This window comes from Noviherbaspirillum massiliense JC206 (genome assembly GCF_000312045.1).
GTDB classification, from domain to species: Bacteria; Pseudomonadota; Gammaproteobacteria; order Burkholderiales; family Burkholderiaceae_D; genus Noviherbaspirillum; species Noviherbaspirillum massiliense.
This window is the reverse complement of record NZ_HE978635.1, coordinates 746,202-764,071: the sequence shown is the minus strand read 5'-3', so window position 1 is coordinate 764,071 and position 17,870 is coordinate 746,202. Positions and strand designations below refer to the sequence as shown.

Sequence of the window (17,870 nt, the reverse complement as noted above, 5' to 3'; positions counted from 1 at the left end):
GAGTGATTCCATGAACGACAAGTTTCTCCCTTTTGCACTGCCGGACATCGACGAACATGAGATCAATGCGGTGACAGAGTGCCTGCGCTCCGGCTGGATCACGACGGGACCAAAAACCAGAGAGTTCGAACATAGCTTTGCCCGCTATCTCGATGCCGATGTAGAGGTCGTGTCGGTGAACTCGGCCACGGCCGGCTTGCATCTGGCGCTGGAAGCTCTTGGCATCGGGCCGGGAGATGAAGTGATTTTGCCGACTCTGACATTTACTGCCACAGCTGAAGTCGTACGTTACCTGGGAGCTGATCCGGTGCTCGTCGATATCGATCCCGCCACATTGAATATCGATCCGTGGCAGGTTAAGACTGCCATCACGCCGCGCACCAAGGCCGTCATGCCTGTGCACTACGGTGGTTTGGCATGCGATATGGACGAAATCATCGATATCGCGAGGGCTCGTGGCATTTACGTGGTGGAAGATGCCGCACATGCATTTCCGACCCGCTACAAGGGCCGCTTAATCGGCACGCTGGACACTGACGCTACGGTTTTCAGCTTTTATGCCAACAAGACAATGACTACCGGGGAAGGCGGCATGGTGGTCACGCGGGATCCCAAGGTTGCGGAGCGCGTCAAAATCATGCGCATCCACGGCATCAGCCGGGACGTATTCGACAGGTTTGTATCAACGACGCCCAGCTGGTTCTACGAGGTTGTGGCACCCGGGTTCAAGGACAATCTGACCGATATTGCGGCCGCAATGGGAATCGAGCAATTACGGAAGATTGATCGCTTTCTCATGCGCCGGCAAAGAATGGCTGATCGCTACACCGAAGAACTGGCGGGCATGCCGCTGATTCTCCCTGCGGGTGCAGCAGGAGGAAGCCAGCATGCGTGGCACTTGTACGTCGTCCGGCTGACGGATGACGCGCCGATAAGCCGCGATGAACTGATAGAGCAGCTTTCCAGACGTGGCATCGGAACCAGCGTGCATTACATCCCCTTGCACCGGCACCCGTACTGGCGTGATCGCTACGCCCTGCGGCCCGAGAAATTCCCGGAGGCAGACGCTGCCTATCACAGGATGCTGAGCCTGCCGCTGTACACCAAGATGACTGACGAGGACCAGACGCGGGTGATCGAGACCTTGCGCGAATTATTATGCTGATGAAACGAACTTTTGACTTTATCGCAGCGCTCGTCGGCTTGATAGTGTTGTCCCCCTTCCTTGCCATCATCGCGGTGCTGGTGGAGCTTGACTCGCCAGGTCCGGCGCTGTTTCGGCAAGAGCGCGTGGGCATTCACGGCAAGATCTTCCGGATCTTCAAATTCCGAACCATGACGCTGAATGCCGAAGAAAAGGGTCAGATCACCGTCGGCAGGGACATGCGCGTCACGCGTGTTGGCAGGGTGCTTCGTCACTTCAAGGTAGATGAATTGCCGCAGCTGATCAACGTCGTACTCGGCGACATGAGCCTGGTTGGCCCGCGTCCTGAAGTGCCGCGCTACGTCGCGAGGTATCCGCAAGGATTGCGTGAAACCGTGCTGTCGGTCCGTCCAGGCATCACGGATTGGGCCTCGATCGAGTTCAAGGAAGAAAATGCCATCCTAGGCAAGGCGACTGACCCCGAACGCAGCTATGTTGAAACCATCTTGCCGATCAAGCTCGATTACTACGTGCGGTATGTGCGGGAGCGCAGCTTCATGATGGACTTGAAAATCATCTTTTTGACGCTCCTTGCGATTGCGGGCCACCAGAAGAAGCGAATGTCATAAATGGAAAAGCCGGAGCCAGATTGGTTTCGGGTTTTTTAATGAGCGAAGTAAGATGTGAACAAGTTGATCGATCCGTTCAATGGACACTTCGGCACAGACAATCGTTATGGCGCCTTTCGCGAACAGGATAATGAAGGCCATCAGGAACCCACGGATGGCGGGTCGGGCCGTTCATGCTTTGACGGTGCAGAAGGCATGGCGCTATCTCCGGGCCTATTGGTTTGATAAGAAAAACCATATCAATACCAGGTCGAATGTGACCAGATCACTGCTTGATCCAATCAATATCCATAGCTTGTTGCACTCCACGTATTATCAGCCAGTGCCACTAAGCTATTTAGAAACATTATTTTCCAATCTGGATGAGCCACCGGACACCTGCTTTGTAGATATCGGCTGCGGAAAGGGACTCGCCTGCTTCTATGCGGCGCAAAGATTCAAGCGGGTGGTAGGTATCGATTTTTCGGAAAAACTTATTGAGCAGGCGCGCCAAAACAACAAATCCTTTGTAAACAGCAACGGCTCCAGCATCTCCTTCGAGTTACGTGATGCGCGGATCTACCGCTTACCGGAAATGGCATCCATCGTGTACCTGTATAACCCGTTTGATCATCATATTTTGAGGGACTTCCTGCGTGCAAATATCAACCATTTTGTAAAACATCAGTCACGAATCGCTTATATCAACGACGTGTGCAGGGATGTGCTACTGGAATTCGGGTTCCAGCAGGATTACCGGAATCCGCTGGATGGGATTGGCATCTATTCCATGTCGCAAAGGAAGGGCGTCAGAAATGTGGCACCAGTCGCATGATGAGAAGTGATCCGAGTACGAATCATGTCTTTTCTTCCGATAGCGTCCTCCAGCAGCTCGTGCGGACGGAGCGTTTGATCGCTCGCAAGATGGGTCACGAATTATTTTCTACGCTCTTTATAAGGTCAGCGATGTTCCAATAGGCGGCACTAGAGGTTTTGTGAAGCCGTTCGAAAGGCACTCCTTTGCACAAGTCATTGCCGTACTACGGCAGGGAAAGGCAGAACATGAATCGGGCAACTGATGTCACCATTGTGGGCGCTGGTCCATATGGCCTCTCGATCGCGGCGCATCTTCGAAAATATGGCGTCGACTTCCGTATCATCGGCATACCGATGCATGGCTGGCTTGCCAATATGCCGAAGGGTATGTTGCTGAAATCGGCCGGTTTTTCGTCCAACCTGTATGACCCGGATGCCAGCTATCCGTTAAGTCAATACTGCAAAGAGCATGGGGTGCCTTATGAGGATGTTGATTTTCCCATTCCGCTCGAGACATTTTGCGACTACGGTCTCGCTTTCCAGAAGCGCTTTGTTCCCAACCTGGAAGAGGATAAGGTAGCCGTTATCAATCCCACCGGATACGGATACGAAGTGCGGCTGCAAGGCGGCGAGGTATTTGCTACGTCGAGAGTGGTTGTCGCTGTGGGTCTGGATTACTTCCGCCATATTCCTCAGGTACTGCAATCCTTGCCTCACGAGATGGTATCTCATAGCGCCGAGCATTCAGAGCTGCTGAAATTTCAGGGAAGAGACGTGGCGGTTCTCGGAAGCGGCTCGTCGGCAACGGATATCGCAATTCTTCTGCATGAGAACCAGACAAAGGTGAAGCTGATTGCCCGCAAGCCGGAAATCAACTTCGGTAATCCCTGGAAGAATGGAGCCGACACGTTCCTGAAGCGGCTGCGCCTGCCTATTTCCGGAATCGGGCCGGGATGGGAGAGCAAGATCTGGTGCGAAATGCCATGGATCTATCGATATCTGCCGGATGACAAGCGCAGAGTGCACGCAACCAGGTATCTGGGGCCATCCGGAGGTTGGTTCATGAAAGAGCGTGCGCGAAACGTTCCTGCGCTGTTAGGTTACGAGCTGAAGGGGGCAAGTGCGCATAATGGACAGGTGCGATTGGACCTGGTGGCCATGGATGGCAGCACGCGGAACATAGTGGCAGATCACGTCATTGCTGCAACCGGGTACAAGGCGGATATCAAACGTATTTCATTTTTGAACGACGCGATCGTCGAGAAGCTCGATCTGCTTGGCAGTACGCCGAGCCTGTCATTGCATTTCGAGTCCTCCATGCCTGGACTGTATTTCACCGGTCCGATTGCAGCAACCTCATTTGGCCCGGTCATGCGTTTTGCTGCGGGTGCCAATTTCGCCTCACGCAATATCGCCCGGCATCTGGCCCGGTCAAAGGGGAGGAGGCCAAGCTGGGATAAGCGCAAGCCTGGTGAAGCCGTCGTATCGCACCGCACCTGAAAAAGGTGAATGAGCATGGAGAGGCGCATATGCAGTCGTGTCCGGCAATTCCAGAGTCGCCGGATGCCGGCGGTAATGCAATGGCATTGCAACGCAAACGGCGAGTCCTGTTCGCTCCGGCCGAAGCGGTGACGTGACCCCGTAGTACGCTCACCTGATAATTGGCGAGCCGTGGAGCTGCTGCTTGGCGCTGAACTGGCTACGCCGGTGTATCTTGCGGCCATGCTTGCCGGAACGCGCGGCTGGTGGCCGCCCGCTTGCCGAATTTTGATATCTGAAGATCATGGCTGCAGTAAAAAATTTCATTGTGGTCGGGGCGAGAAGAGGCCTGCTGATTCAGGTGCTGCTGGGTCTTCATGCATACACGGATGCCAATTGCGTTGCAGTATGCGCCAGAGGGACGCGCTACCTGCGCCTGACACATTTATGCGCGGGACAGGTGGAGGTGGACTTCGAGGGTGCGGAAGATGATTTGTTTGTGGAAGCAGTCAATCAGATTGGCGAATCGATGCCGGATTTGGTCATGCTCTGCTCCGACTGCGAAGGCGCGCGCATGATCAGTCGCGTGCGGCATCGCTTGAATGTCATTGTTGCTCCCACCCCCGACGGTCCCATGCTGGATCGGTTCGACAACAAGTGGCATTTCTACGAATTTTGCCGTGAGCATGGCCTGCGGGTACCGGAATCGGAGCTGGTCGAGTCGAAAGAAAAGCTCGCTTTTTCCGCTGTCGCGCACAAACTTGGTTTGCCATTCATCGTCAAGCCGCTCGATCAGCAGGCTTGTACGGGAGTACACCTGATAGTCAGTGCAGAAGATTATCGTGAGCGCATCCTTGCCAACGATGCCTATCAATATGCCCCTCTCGTGGCTCAGCGCTGTATCAAGGGTGTGGATGTCGGCTTGAATATGTTGGCCATCCACGGGCAGGTGCAGGCAATCGGGATCCAGCAGCGCGTCTATCCGCAAAATGACGAGGCGAAAATTGTCTTCTTTGCGAACGATTATCTGGAGCAGGCCGCGCATACCATCAGCCGGGAAAGCGGATATCACGGCGTCATGAATGTGGACGGGCGCATCGAGGAACGTACCGGCGATGTGTACCTGTTCGAAGCCAATCCGCGCTACTGGCGCAGCCATGCGGCTTCAGTCTGGTGCGGATTGAATTTTGCCGCTGAAAGCGTGGAGCGCTTGCAGCAAACGGCTGAACCGCGGGTGCTGACGTCTGGCTGTGCCGATACTTTCTACCATCCTGTGTTCCGCCCCTTGCTATGGCCTTATATTGCTTTCGGCGCAGGGCACCGAGGGCATATGTCGCGTCTGATGATGAAAGATTTCTGCTCACTGGCCAGCCAGGCGCGCGCGGGGCTGAAGAATGGCATGAGAAAGCGTGTGCCTCCGAGCTTGTTCGTGGCTAATCAAGTTGAACGCGAGAGCCGGCTGCTGAAAGCGTATCGCGCTCATGTAAAGGGGCTCATCAGTGCGGGGATGCGTAGAGGCAAGATCGATTGAAGCGGTCGGCAAGCGTGTTCGCCATAACAGGCGGAAGCGGTCTTTGGGCAGTGAAACTATGCCGACCCCGGTACAAAGCAATCATCGTGTCCAGTCAAGGGATGCAAGTCTTGCTGCATCACTGACTACAAATCTGCTTCAGTCTGCAGCAGCGGGGTGAGTGCAGCCGGAGGCACCGGGCGACTTAAGAGATAGCCCTGGATTTCGTCACAGTCGAGGGAACGCAATACGGCGAGCTGGGATTCCGTTTCGACGCCTTCTGCGGTAACCCGCAGCTCCAGCTCCTTGGCAATCGCAATGACGGCATTGATGATGGTCAGGGTGCTCTTGCTATCCGTGAGTCCGGCGACAAACGACCTGTCGATTTTGAGCGCATCGATCGGTAGTCGTGTCAGATAACCCAGGCTGGAATAGCCCGTGCCGAAATCGTCTACCGATACCTTGGCGCCCATCTCGCGCAGGCGCTTCAGTGTTTCAATGGACTCGGCGGGGTTGTGCATCAAGGCGCCTTCCGTGATTTCGAACTCCAGCCGGCTGGCCGGGACGCCCGTCTCCTTGAGCAAGGCGGATATCTTGGGGACCAGCTCCGGATCGGACAGCTGGCGTGGCGACAAGTTGACCGCGACGCTGAAGTCCTCGGGTGCCACTTCCCGCCAGGCATGCAATTGAGCGCAGGCCGCCTTCAGCACCCACTCGCCGATCTCCAGAATCAATCCGGTCTGTTCGGCGAGTTCGATGAATTCTCCCGGTGGAACGAGGCCCAGTTCGGCACTGTTCCAACGAACGAGCGCTTCCGCTCCGGTCATGCGCGCGGTCTGGGCGGCATACTTCGGTTGAAAGTGCAGGACGAGTTCATTTCTGGCGACGGCTTGGCTTAGCAGATTTTGCAAATGGAGTCGTTCCGTTGCACGCTCGTTCATCGACATCGTGTAGAAGCGGTAGCCAAGGGCACGATTTGCCTTGGCATGGTACATGGCGACGTCCGCATTTTGCAGCAGCGTATCGACGTCGACCCCATGCTCGGGCGCGACCGCAATGCCCATGCTTGCAGAAACATAGAACTGCTGCTCGTCGACAACGACTGACTGGCGCAACCGTGCAGCGACCGAGCGGGCAAGTTCCTCGAACGCCTGATATTCTGCCGCGCCTTCCAGTATGAGGACAAACTCATCTCCACCCGGTCTGCCTATCGTCGCCCGTTCGCCGGCTAAGGTGGTGATGGCATCGGCAATGTGGATGAGTACCTGATCTCCGACGGGATGGCCGAGACCATCGTTGATCTCCTTGAATTGATTCAGGTCGAGCAGGATGACTCCTGCAAGCGTATTCGACGCGAGCGAGGACTGAATCGCCTCATGCAGGCGTGCGCGGATCGCATAGCGATTTGGCAGTCCGGTCAACGGATCTTGCGTTGCAAGGCGATGCAGGTGCCGGCGATCCGTGTCGACACGCTCGGCCATGTTGTTGAACGTGACCGCCAGCTCACCCAGTTCCCCGACGTCCGTCGTGCCCATGACGCGTGCGGAAAAGTCTCCACGCTTTAAGGCCATTGCGGCCGTCCAGATCCTGCGGATTGGCTTCAGCACCAATCGCTCGCTGCTGAACCATGCGAGCAGCAAAGCGACCGCCACGACGGTTGTCACGAGCGCAATGCGGCGCTGGTTATCTTCGGCGATTTCCTTCAATGCGGGCTCGAGCGGCACGCCGGCGCGGATCCAGACGCTCCCGCTTTCCGAATCGAAGAGTGGCACATAGGCCGTTGCGCGCCTGATGCCATCCGACCAGAGCTCTTCGTGCACTGAGTTCGTGATGTGCCAGGCTAAGGGCTGCGTGCGGTCCGAACCGATGGCATTGCCTGCGGACGGCGGTACTGCGGCCAAGGGCTGACCGGCATCGTCAAGGACGAGCACCGCTGCTTCCGGCGGAAGGCCAACCTTGGCTGTGGCCTCTTTCAGGGCAGTGGCAAGCCATTCGGTATCCAGGGCCAAATTGACGACGTATTTCACCTCACCCTGTTTGCCGAAGACCGGATGCGCAAAGATGATGGAGGGGTGCCTGGTGAGGCGGCCGGTCAGGAAATTGCTGATGCTGTAAGTTTTGTTTTCGACGACGCGCTGAAAATAGTCCCGATCCGACACGTTCACATGGGCGCCGGAGGCCTGCCTCGGGCATATCCGTTCGCCATCTGCGCGGAAGACCGCAATCGACAGGAAATACGGGCTGACTTTGAGAATGGGATCGAAGATCGAACGCAGGGCGTCGCACTGCTCCGGATGCGCCATCTCGGGTATCCGGCTGACAGCGGAGAGATGGGACCGGGGATCGGGAAGAATCTGCTTGGGATGCGCCGCAATATTCAAGGCCAGGGTCATGGCCTGTTCGTAGACGTTGTCGACCTTCTCCCGATGGAGCGAAGCATTTTGCAGGGCCAGGACGACAGTAAAGGGAATGGCCACGAGCAGAACGAGCAGCACCAACCGGCCCCTGAGTCCAATCCTTTTCATCACTCGCCTAACCAGATTCATCCAACTTCTTCTTAGTTTTCGGCAAGGTATCACAGAGCTTGGATTTTTTACACCTTTTTGCTTGCTCTGGGTGGACGTGTCGACATGTGTTGTGGTGCCCGTGCACACTTGAACATGTTATGCCACACAACATTACGACCCGTCCACCGGCTTTCAGCAATGGCTGGGAAATCGTTTGGCAGAAGCTGGACGTGGCGATGCAACGGCGACAGTCTCCATTCTGCATGCGCCTGACCAGAATGGGCGGAGTGCAGTTTTTCCGTCAGGCCGCTTGCCCGCGCGCTTGCCACGACGACTCGGCTCCGATTGGCGGGGAATTTGAAGATTTTCGGTTGGCCAATCAGATTGGCCATGAGCGCTCAGTGTCGCCGCTGCTGTCAAGCCATGGCCTTCTCGGTCACGACAGCGTCGGCTGGTGCCGCCGCAGGAGCGGGCTTGAGGCGAGACACGCCGAACATGACCAGTGCGAGCCCGCCCAGTTGAAAGGCGGAGAGCGGTTCCCCGAGCAGGGCCCATGAGGCGAACATCGTCAGCACCGGACCGAGATTGCCGACGGCAGCCGCTTGCGTCGCACCCATGCGCTGGATCGCCAGGGCCATCCAGTAGACCGGCAGCACCGTGGACAACACCGCCATCAGAGTGGAGTGCAGCCAGATCGCAGGGGGCAGGGTTGCCAGCTTTGCGGGTGTCCCGGCCAGGAGGTAATGTGCGAGCACCAGGATGGAGGAAGCGCCGCCGGCCAATCCGGCCAGGCGCATGGAGCCGAGACGTTTCACCATTGCGCCGGTACCGAGGTAGTACAGGGCATAAGTCACTGCGCTGGCAAAGACCCAGGCTGCGCCGGTCCAAACCTGGGTGCCGTGTCCTGCCACTCCCAAATCGTGGACGAAGGCGATGCCCAGCCCGAGGTAGCAGATCGCCATCGCCTGCACGGTACGGACAGCAGGGCGCTTGCGCGACGCAATCATCTGAAACACCAGCACCAGGGTCGGGTATACGTACAGGATCAGGCGCTCGAGTCCGGTGCTGATGTACTCCAGCCCGTAGAAATCGAACAGGCTCGACAAGTAATAGCCAAACATGCCGAGCAGCAGGATGCGAACCGCGTCCATTTTGCCGAGCGGGGCTTGTCCGTCGCTCCGGCTGAGCCAGAGGAGCCATGCGAACAGCGGCAAGGCGATTCCCATCCGAAGTGTGAGCAGCGTCAGGGCATCGACTGGCCCAGCTGCGTAACCGAGCTTGACGAAGACTGCCTTGAGGCTGAAACCGGCGGCGGAAAGGATGGCATACAGGCGGCCATCCTTTGCCCATTGCTGAAATAAGGAGCGTGAAGTTTTCATCGGAAGTGCATCCATTTGGTCACCTCTTATTCTGGCGCGAAGAGAGGCAAGCTAGAATGCTTGTTTTGTGTAGCGAGGCTTCGCCGCAAGAGAAACCATGCACTTCGACCTTGTTGACCTTCGTCTTCTCGTCGCGATTGCCGAAGCCGGCAGCCTGAGCAAGGCCGCATCTTCGTTTCCCATCGCGCTGTCAGCCGCGAGCAATCGTCTGCGCCATTTCGAGCACCGGTGCGGCGTCACGCTGTTCACCCGCACTGCCGACGGCATGGGCATCACGCCGGCCGGCCGCCTTGTGCTCGACCGTGCCCGTCATGTCCTGGCCGAAGCGGAAAAGCTGAAAGAGACCCTGCGGGACCTTTCCGGCCAGCGCAGGATCACCTTGCGGCTTGCCGGAACGACGGTCGCGAACAGCACCTTCCTGCCCGCAGCGCTCGGTCCCTTCCTGGCGGATTACCCGGAAATCGACCTGCAACTGGTGGAGCGAAACAGCGTCGACGTGCTGCATGCGGTGCAGGCGGGCGAAGTGGATATCGGCGTCTTCGACGGCAATCTGGCGACCAGCGACGTGATTTCCTTGCCATTCCGGCATGACAGGCTGGTATTGCTCGTGCCGCTCGAGCATGCTCTTGCCCAAAGCCGGTCCGCGCACTTGAAGGATGCTCTCGGGTTCGCATTCGTCTGCCTGCCGCCTGAGCGCGCCATGCAGCGCTTCATAGAGCAGATGGCGGCGCAAAACGCGCGGTCGCTCAAGATCCGGGTCCGGGCGCCGAGTTTCGACGCCATTGCCCAGCTCATCGCCCAGAACGCGGGCATCGGCATGCTCCCGGAAGCAGCGGCCCTGCGCCATGTGCGCGAGCTGCCGGTACGAATGGTCGCTCTCGATGACGCATGGGCAACGCGGGAACTGCGCCTGTGCGTCCAGGCCTGGGACACCTTGTCCACGCATGCCCGCCGGCTGGTTAACTATCTATCGCAGGAAATGCCGGAATGAGGCGTGCTGCCTCAATGACAACGACCGTTCGCATGCGGAATGGGCGATGTCCCGGGCTCCATCTCCATATAGTGATGCGCCGCGGGACCTGGTATTTCGCAGGGATATATCTGTAATCATGACAATAAATTGGGAGTGGGGGCGCTGACGTACTAAAGTAAACACGTCTCCTCCAGTCCCTGAGATTGGATTCGGCCCGCCGATGCAAGAACGGCGGGCTCTTTTTTTCCCGCATTCCCCATACACGTGATCAAGAAAAGCCTGGTTCCCCTGGCCCTGGGCGGCTTCGGCATTGGCATGACCGAATTCGTCATGATGGGCATCCTTCCGGATGTCGCGCGCAACCTGTCGATTACCATTCCGCAGGCGGGTTACCTGATATCCGCCTATGCGCTCGGTGTCGTTGTCGGTGCCCCGATCCTGGTTGGCGGCCTGGCCCGTTACGCGCCCAACAAGGTGCTGATGCTGTTCATGCTGCTGTTTACAGTCTTTAATGGAATGTCGGCACTGTCTCCGAACTTCGGGCTGCTGCTGGCGAGCCGCTTCCTGGCCGGACTGCCGCACGGTGCCTTCTTCGGGGTCGGTGCCGTGGTCGCCGCGCGCGTTGCGGATGAAGGGAAGGCGGCGGCGGCGATGGCTACCATGTTCGCCGGCCTCACGCTGGCCAACGTTGCCGGCGTTCCCATCGCAACCTTCGTCGGGCACCATGCCAGCTGGCGGCTTGCCTTCGTGATGGTGGCCATGATCGGTGCGCTGACGCTGTGGAGCCTGAAGCGCTTCCTGCCGCATATCGAAGGCAACCGGCAGGCGAATCTGTTGCGCGACCTGCGCATCTTCCGCAATCCATCCCTCTGGCTGGGACTCGCCATCACGTCCATCGGCACCGGCGGCTTCTTCGCCTGGTTCAGCTATATTGCGCCGCTGCTGACCGAGGTATCCGGTTTCGCCCCCGGCTCGATCCCGCTGATCATGACGGTGGCCGGAGTCGGCATGACGGTGGGCGTCGTTTCGGGCGGCAGGCTGGCCGACCGTGTGCCGGCAGAAAAGGCCGTGCTCATCCTGCTGGCGACGATGGTCGTGCTGCTGTACCTGAATGTCCTGCTGGCGCAATCGCAGCCGGCCATGCTGTTCTTCGCATTCGCCGTCGGCGCCAATGCGCTCGCGCTCGGGCCGCCGATCCAGGTACTGCTCATCCGCCAGTCGCGCGAGGCGGAAATGCTGGGCTCCTCGCTTGGTCAATCCGGCTTCAACATCGGCAACGCCACCGGCGCCTTCCTCGGCGGCCTGCCGCTGACCTTGGGCTATGGATACACTGCGCCGCTGCAGGTGGCAGCGGCACTGGCGCTGTCCGGTGTGGTCCTCACCCTGATTCTCCTTGCGCGCCAGCGCCGCGCGGGTGCAGGCGCGCAGGCAGTGACCTGAACATTGCTCGCCCGCTCGCTGATACAGAAGCGGACAGGCGGTCATCGATGCCAGACGAACGCTGGCCTGCATACCTGCTTCCGTACGTCCCTCTCCGGATAACATTGCAGACGCTCTCTCCTGGCCCGAATGCGTGATTCTCAATAGGCCAGCTGGCCCGCATCCGACGCCTGAAGGGCCTGTCGCAGGCCGCCATTGCCGCACCTGCCGGGATGCTGGATGGCTTGCGGTGGGCCACCCGGTTTTTCATTTGCAACGCGAACAATTGAATCGGGCACCGGGGTACGGCCCGATTTCGGCTGTGCGCCTCGAACTTTCCTTTGTTTCCGGGATCGACACAAAACAGCCAGTCACAGATCACGTTGCGGCCAACAAGCCGTGCGGCGTTGCCAGGAAATACCTCAAGCGAAAACCGCCGCTCGCCCTCGCACTTTTGATGCTTGCCATATAATCATCGGTTTTCCCGTTTTGGGAACAGCCTGCATCCGGACACTTTCGTGCAGTCGTACAAGGTGGCCTGCGCGTTCGGTTCTACCCTCCCTTATCTTCATTCATCAAACATGGCAAATCTACACGGCACAGACGTCATCAAACGCAACAACGTCCAGATCAAGGGCAAGGGGCGGCAGACGATGATTTTCGCGCATGGCTTTGGCTGCGACCACAATATGTGGCGTCATGTCACACCTGCTTTCGAGGATGAGTACCGGGTGGTCCTGTTCGATAATGTCGGTGCCGGAGGCTCTGACCTGGCGGCGTTTGACGAGAAAAAGTATGGGACGCTGCACGGATATGCCAGAGACCTCAATGAAATCCTGCACGCAGTGCAAGCTGAAAATACCATCTTCGTGGGGCATTCGGTCAGCGCAATGGTGGGGATCCTGGCCTGCATAGAGGAACCCGGGCTGTTCGACAAGCTGGTGCTTGTCGGCCCGTCGCCCAGCTATGTCAACGAGGGCGATTATGTCGGCGGATTCAACCGGGAAGACATCGAGCAGATGCTCGATTTCCTCGACACGAATTACCTGGGATGGTCGAGCACCATGGCTCCGGCGATCATGGGGAACCCCGACCGCCCCGGTCTCGCCGGCGAACTCGAGAACAGCTTCTGCCGCACAGATCCCAGGATCGCCAGCCATTTCGCCAGGACGACCTTTCTCTCGGATCACCGGGCGGACCTGCCGAAACTGCGCAAGCCTTCGTTGATCCTCCAATGCTCCGATGATGTCATTGCGCCCGACGCCGTCGGCCGCTACATGCATGCACAATTGGCCGACAGTTCCTTCGTCCAGATGCAGGCAACCGGCCATTGCCCGAACCTCAGCGCGCCCGAGGAGACGATCCGCGAGATGCGCGCCTTCCTCGGATCGAATCCCTAAATGAACCAGCCTCCCGATTCATCCGCTTTTTCCCAACTGCTTGAGGAAGACACCGAGGAACTGTACGAGAACGCTCCGTGCGCCTATCTGTCAACTTTGCCGGATGGCACGATCATCAAGGTCAATGCAACCTTTCTTGAATGGACAGGCTATGCGCGCACCGCCCTCGTTGGGCAGAAGCGCTTCCAGGCACTGCTGCCGGTCGCCGGCAAGGTGTTCTATGACACCCATGTAGGGCCACTCCTGATCATGCAGGGTTTTGTCCGTGAACTCGCTTTTGAGCTGGTATGCGAGAACGGGCAGCGCATGCCGGTGCTGCTGAATTCGGTATTGAAGCGTGATGCAGCGGGCAACCCGCTGCTCATCCGTACGACGATACTGGACGCGCGCAGCCGGCGTGCATACGAAGAAGAATTGCGCCGGGCGAAACGAAAGGCAGAAGAAGCGGAAGCCGCGGTGCGGCAGCTTGCGGAAGAACTGGAGTGCCGCGTCCAGCAGCGCACTCAGGAGCGTGACCGGATCTGGCGCATATCGCAGGACATTCTCGCCGTGGCAGCGCTGGACGGGACTTTTCACAGTTTCAATCCTGCCTTCACCCGGATACTAGGCTGGAGTGAAGAGGACCTGCCTGCCTTGTCGGCGCTCGGTCTGGTTGAGCCGGACCATCTGCCCCAGCTGCGCCAAGTGCTGGAAAGGCTTTCGGCCGGCGATCCGGTTGAACGCGTGGACCTGCCGCTGCGCCACAAGGCTTCCGGTTACCGCTGGTTGTCCATGGCGATCAGGCCTGAAGGCGATGCGCTGTACATTGTTGGCCGCGACATCACCGAGGAGCGCAAGCAGGCCGAGGTGGTGCGCAAGATGGAGGACGCGCTGCGCCAGGCTCAGAAGATGGATGCAATCGGCAAGCTGACTGGCGGCGTCGCCCATGATTTCAATAACATCCTCCAGGTCATTGCCGGTAACCTCGAGTTGATGAGACTCGAATTTGCCGGCGATGCGCGGGCAGGACATCGTCTCCAGCAGGCGCGATTCGCTGTCGACCGCGGCGCCAAGCTTGCCTCGCAGCTCCTGTCATTCGCGCGGCGCCAGCCTCTGCAGCCGGTGCCGACCAACTTGGGGCGGGTGGTGCGAGAACTGGACGACCTTCTGCGCCGTGCGCTCGGTGCATCCGTCGAAATCGAGACCATCGTCGCCGGCGGTCTCTGGACGGTCTCGCTGGACCGCAACCAGCTTGAAAATGCGCTTCTCAATCTGGCAGTCAACGCACGCGACGCCATGAACGGTGAAGGAAAGCTGACCATCGAACTCGGCAATGCCGTGCTCGATGAAAACTATGCGCAGCAACATCCCGACGTCGACCCGGGCCAGTATGTCATGCTTGCCGTTTCCGACACCGGTTCGGGCATCCCTCCGGAGGTCGCGGAACAGATCTTCGAGCCTTTTTTCACGACCAAGCCGGAAGGAAAAGGGACGGGCCTTGGTCTCAGCATGGTGCACGGCTTCGTCAAGCAAAGCGGCGGACACATCAAGGTCTACAGCGAAGTCGGTCTGGGCACGACATTCAGGATATACCTGCCGCGCGTGCTTGAGTCGGAAGCACGGGAACCGGACGTGCGCGGCAAGCCGGCAGATGGCGGTGCCGAGACTATCCTGATCGTCGAAGACGATCAGGCGGTCCAGGCAACCACGGTAGAGATGCTGTCCAGCCTCGGCTACAAGGTGCTGAAGGCGGTCGACGGCCAGAGCGCACTGAGCATTCTGCAAAGCGGCATACAGATCGACTTGTTATTCACCGACGTCGTCATGCCCGGCCCCTTGCGAAGTACGGATCTCGCAAGGAAGGCACAGGCCATCTTGCCGGACATTGCGGTGCTCTTCACCTCGGGTTACACCCAGAGCGCCATCGTCCACGGCGGCAGGCTGGATGCCGGGGTCGAACTGATCAGCAAGCCCTACCGGCGGGAGGATCTGGCGCGCAAGGTCCGGCACGTGCTGGACAAGGCGAAAACTGCCGCGCCGAAGAAGCCTGGCGACGATGTGTCGACGCCGGAGTCCTCCCGCCTGCGCATTCTGGTGGTGGAAGACAACCCTGATTCCCAGCACATGCTGTGCGAATTGCTGGGCGTCCTGGGCCATTCGGCACGAGGCGTGTCAAGCGCAGAATCGGCACTCGATGCCCTGCGCAGCGAGGCCTTCGATGTTCTCCTTACTGACGTTGGGTTGCCGGGAAAATCCGGAGTAGAGCTGGCAAGGGAGGCAGTCGAGGGCCATCCTTCGCTGCGCATCATCTTCTCCTCCGGCTGCGGCGGCATCAAGGAAGACGGGCTCGCAGCGCTATGCCTTCCCAAACCCTACAACCTGGAGAGGGTCATGGATGTGTTGGCGAGGTCGGCGAAACAACCCTAGGTGCTTCGACATAGTCGTGCAGCGCATATCCGAACTTCCCTGAAGAATTCAGCCGGCATACGCCTTCATCCGACCGGGCAGCCTGCCTGCAGGACTTCAGCTCGTGCAATGCCCATGGCGCCATCACGGCAAATGTCTGCAAGTCCAGTTGGAACCGGAAACTTCGCATTGGCTCAGTGCAATGATCAGGGCTCGCGCTTCATCTTCTTCGGTCCATCGCCGGGTGACCGGCCGGTCATGCAACCTGGCAACGCATTGGCCTTCCAGCGCTGCGCCGGAAGCCGCCTTCTAAGGTTCCGGGGCAGTCGAATTCGAGTGGCCCGCCCCGCGAATACACTCTGATACAAAAATTGAATGAACGACGGCCAAGAAAGCAGGGTCAGAATTTGCACGGATGTAAATTCCAACCGTACCGTGAAGAAGGCCATGAAGAAGATTCTGTCGCTGTTGATTGCGGCGTCCGCCGCACTTGCGGGATGCGTTGTTTATGATCGCCCTTATGGTCACGACAGCGGCTATCACCATGCTGACGGCGGCCGCGGCGGTCCCGGGCCATATCACGACAGAGATGGGCGCGACAGGCATGGTGACCGCGATAGAAGCGAACGTGACCGCTGGGGCGATCGTGACCGCGATGGCGAGCGCGGAAATTTCCCGAGATAACGCTCGTCGCCGCAGGGAGCCCTTATGAGCAGCAGACATTTGATGTTGACCCTTGTCGCGGTTTTCCTGATCACCGGCAATCCGGCAATCGCGCAGCGTGCCGATCACGGCAATGACCGGGACCGCTTTGAGCATGACCAGCGCAGGGAGCAGGATCGCGGCTTTGAGCGGGGCAGGCGGGAGGGACGCGGCGTGGGTCCGCGACATGACATCCACCAGGGCGACCGCCTGCCGCCGGAGTATCGCGGCCGCCATTATGTCGTCGAAAATTGGCGCGCCCACCGCCTGCCGCCTCCGCGAAAGGGTTACCAATGGGTGCAGATCGGCGGCGATTATGTGCTGGTCTCAATCCGCAACGGTGTCGTCGTGCAGATTGTCTATACCCAGTGAGGTGACCCGGCCGCCTGCACTACAGGCATGTCCGCTTACTTCATCTGTGATGACTATATTCGATTGGATGGAAGTGCGCCCATCTCTCAACGCGATGCTTGCCAATCCCCGCCGGTTGAGCGGCTTCGGTTGAAATCGGATTATGCAGGGCCGGAGCCGCGACCCTGCCGCTAAGCCTGCGCGCGTCGACGTTCACGTCTGTGAATAATAGCGGGCAACCTCATCGATTTCCTCGCGCGTCAACTGCCGCGCGATATTGCGCGCCTGGCCGCGGATGTCGTTGTTGCGCTTGCCCTCGGCGATAGCTGACAGACGCCAGCAACTACAGCATGCTCTCCTGTAGTAGACGTGATCGTTGCCCGGTGCCGGAGTCGCGTTCGCGAATCAAGGCGAGGTTGTGGTCAGTGTGCCCGTTGTCACCGGTACCCCTGTTCCAGTCAAGAACCCTGGCGTACTTGTCGTACCTGTCGTACCCGATGAACCGGTCATGCCGGTCGTGCCCGTTAGGCCGGTTGTATTCGTGGTGGTAGGTATGCCCGTCGTACTCGTCGTGCCCAGTGGGCCAGTCGTCACTGTCGCACCGCTGGTTCCGCTTGATCCGATCGTATCCGGCGCTCCCGTTGTACCTGTCGTACCCAAGGTGCCGGATGTTCCCGAGGTGCCCAGGCTGCCGGTTGTGCCGATTGTGCCGGACGTATTGGTTGCCCCCGTTGTTGCCGATGCCCCTGAAATGCCCGAAATGCCGGTTATGCCAGCCGCACCGCCGACCGTGGAAGTTCCGGAATTGTTGAAGGGCGAGGCATTGGCGGAACCTGAAGTGGCTGCAGAGGACGGAATGCCGGTCGTGATGGTTGCCTGCGAACCGCGGTCGCCGCCCCCGCCACCACATGCTGCTACCGACACGCAGAGAATGGTGCCAAGCGTTTTATGCGTCAGGGTCCACATTGATGGCTCCTCCGGCAAGCAAAACTCCCTGATGCATCTTTTTTTACATGATCGTAGTGTCCGCCTGGAGAGGTTTGATTCGCATCAAGCTGAAGACCCAACGATCGATAGTGCGGTGAGCCAATTTTGATGAAGGCCCCATGGGAAGGAGAGGCATCTGAATCCGATGCAGGGATAGCCGCATGGGCTTGCCAGTTCAGTGGCGTGTTTCACGGGCCGGACGCCTGGCTG

Annotated in this window: 14 protein-coding genes; 12 read left to right on the top strand and 2 right to left on the bottom strand. The window is 58.8% G+C overall.

Translation table 11 applies throughout. From position 1 onward, the window contains the following. Positions 1-10 precede the first annotated feature (10 nt). The 5 genes from HGHM_RS19050 (at position 11) to HGHM_RS19025 (ending at position 5,578) form a co-directional block, all read left to right on the top strand. Positions 11-1,165, top strand: coding sequence for a DegT/DnrJ/EryC1/StrS family aminotransferase (locus HGHM_RS19050; protein ID WP_019143169.1), 1,155 nt, complete (start codon positions 11-13; stop codon positions 1,163-1,165). Beyond that, entirely contained in the window at positions 1,159-1,773 is a 615-nt protein-coding gene (locus HGHM_RS19045; protein WP_019143168.1) for a sugar transferase, read from the top strand. Before HGHM_RS19050 ends, HGHM_RS19045 begins: the two co-directional genes overlap by 7 nt. A gap of 154 nt (positions 1,774-1,927) precedes the next feature. Then, on the top strand, positions 1,928-2,587 hold the full coding sequence (locus HGHM_RS22490) for a class I SAM-dependent methyltransferase (protein ID WP_161603800.1): 660 nt from the start codon (positions 1,928-1,930) through the stop codon (positions 2,585-2,587). Positions 2,588-2,814: 227 nt separating this feature from the next. Further along, positions 2,815-4,068 (top strand): NAD(P)-binding domain-containing protein, encoded by a 1,254-nt coding sequence (locus HGHM_RS19030; RefSeq protein WP_019143165.1) that lies wholly within the window; start codon positions 2,815-2,817, stop codon positions 4,066-4,068. Positions 4,069-4,351: 283 nt separating this feature from the next. After that, positions 4,352-5,578 carry an ATP-grasp domain-containing protein gene (locus HGHM_RS19025; protein ID WP_019143164.1) on the top strand — a complete coding sequence of 409 codons (1,227 nt, stop codon included), beginning with the start codon at positions 4,352-4,354 and terminating at the stop codon, positions 5,576-5,578. A 125-nt stretch (positions 5,579-5,703) separates the two neighbouring features. Here the strand turns inward: HGHM_RS19025 and HGHM_RS22485 are convergent, their stop codons facing one another. After that, on the bottom strand, positions 5,704-8,211 hold the full coding sequence (locus tag HGHM_RS22485; RefSeq protein ID WP_148415796.1) for a bifunctional diguanylate cyclase/phosphodiesterase: 2,508 nt from the start codon (positions 8,209-8,211) through the stop codon (positions 5,704-5,706). A 269-nt stretch (positions 8,212-8,480) separates the two neighbouring features. Continuing rightward, complete coding sequence (locus HGHM_RS19015) at positions 8,481-9,443, bottom strand: DMT family transporter (protein ID WP_034349235.1); 963 nt, start codon at positions 9,441-9,443, stop codon at positions 8,481-8,483. 97 nt (positions 9,444-9,540) lie between these two features. Between HGHM_RS19015 and HGHM_RS19010 the strand changes: the two genes are divergently transcribed. From HGHM_RS19010 to HGHM_RS23295, 7 genes are all read left to right on the top strand, one after another. Continuing rightward, the gene (locus HGHM_RS19010; RefSeq protein ID WP_019143161.1) at positions 9,541-10,434 is read left to right on the top strand and encodes a LysR family transcriptional regulator; all 894 of its coding nucleotides are present in this window, start codon (positions 9,541-9,543) and stop codon (positions 10,432-10,434) included. Between the two features lie 246 nt (positions 10,435-10,680). Then, positions 10,681-11,856, top strand: coding sequence for an MFS transporter (locus HGHM_RS19005; protein ID WP_019143160.1), 1,176 nt, complete (start codon positions 10,681-10,683; stop codon positions 11,854-11,856). A gap of 560 nt (positions 11,857-12,416) precedes the next feature. Beyond that, positions 12,417-13,235: an alpha/beta fold hydrolase gene (locus HGHM_RS19000; protein ID WP_019143159.1), complete on the top strand. Its 819-nt coding sequence runs from the start codon at positions 12,417-12,419 to the stop codon at positions 13,233-13,235. Then, positions 13,236-15,641: a hybrid sensor histidine kinase/response regulator gene (locus HGHM_RS21950; RefSeq protein ID WP_019143158.1), complete on the top strand. Its 2,406-nt coding sequence runs from the start codon at positions 13,236-13,238 to the stop codon at positions 15,639-15,641. A 354-nt stretch (positions 15,642-15,995) separates the two neighbouring features. Then, entirely contained in the window at positions 15,996-16,304 is a 309-nt protein-coding gene (locus HGHM_RS18990) for a hypothetical protein (RefSeq protein WP_245549303.1), read from the top strand. A 42-nt stretch (positions 16,305-16,346) separates the two neighbouring features. Beyond that, positions 16,347-16,694 (top strand): RcnB family protein, encoded by a 348-nt coding sequence (locus tag HGHM_RS18985; RefSeq protein WP_019143156.1) that lies wholly within the window; start codon positions 16,347-16,349, stop codon positions 16,692-16,694. Between the two features lie 532 nt (positions 16,695-17,226). Next, entirely contained in the window at positions 17,227-17,769 is a 543-nt protein-coding gene (locus HGHM_RS23295) for a hypothetical protein (protein ID WP_148415794.1), read from the top strand. Positions 17,770-17,870 lie beyond the last annotated feature (101 nt).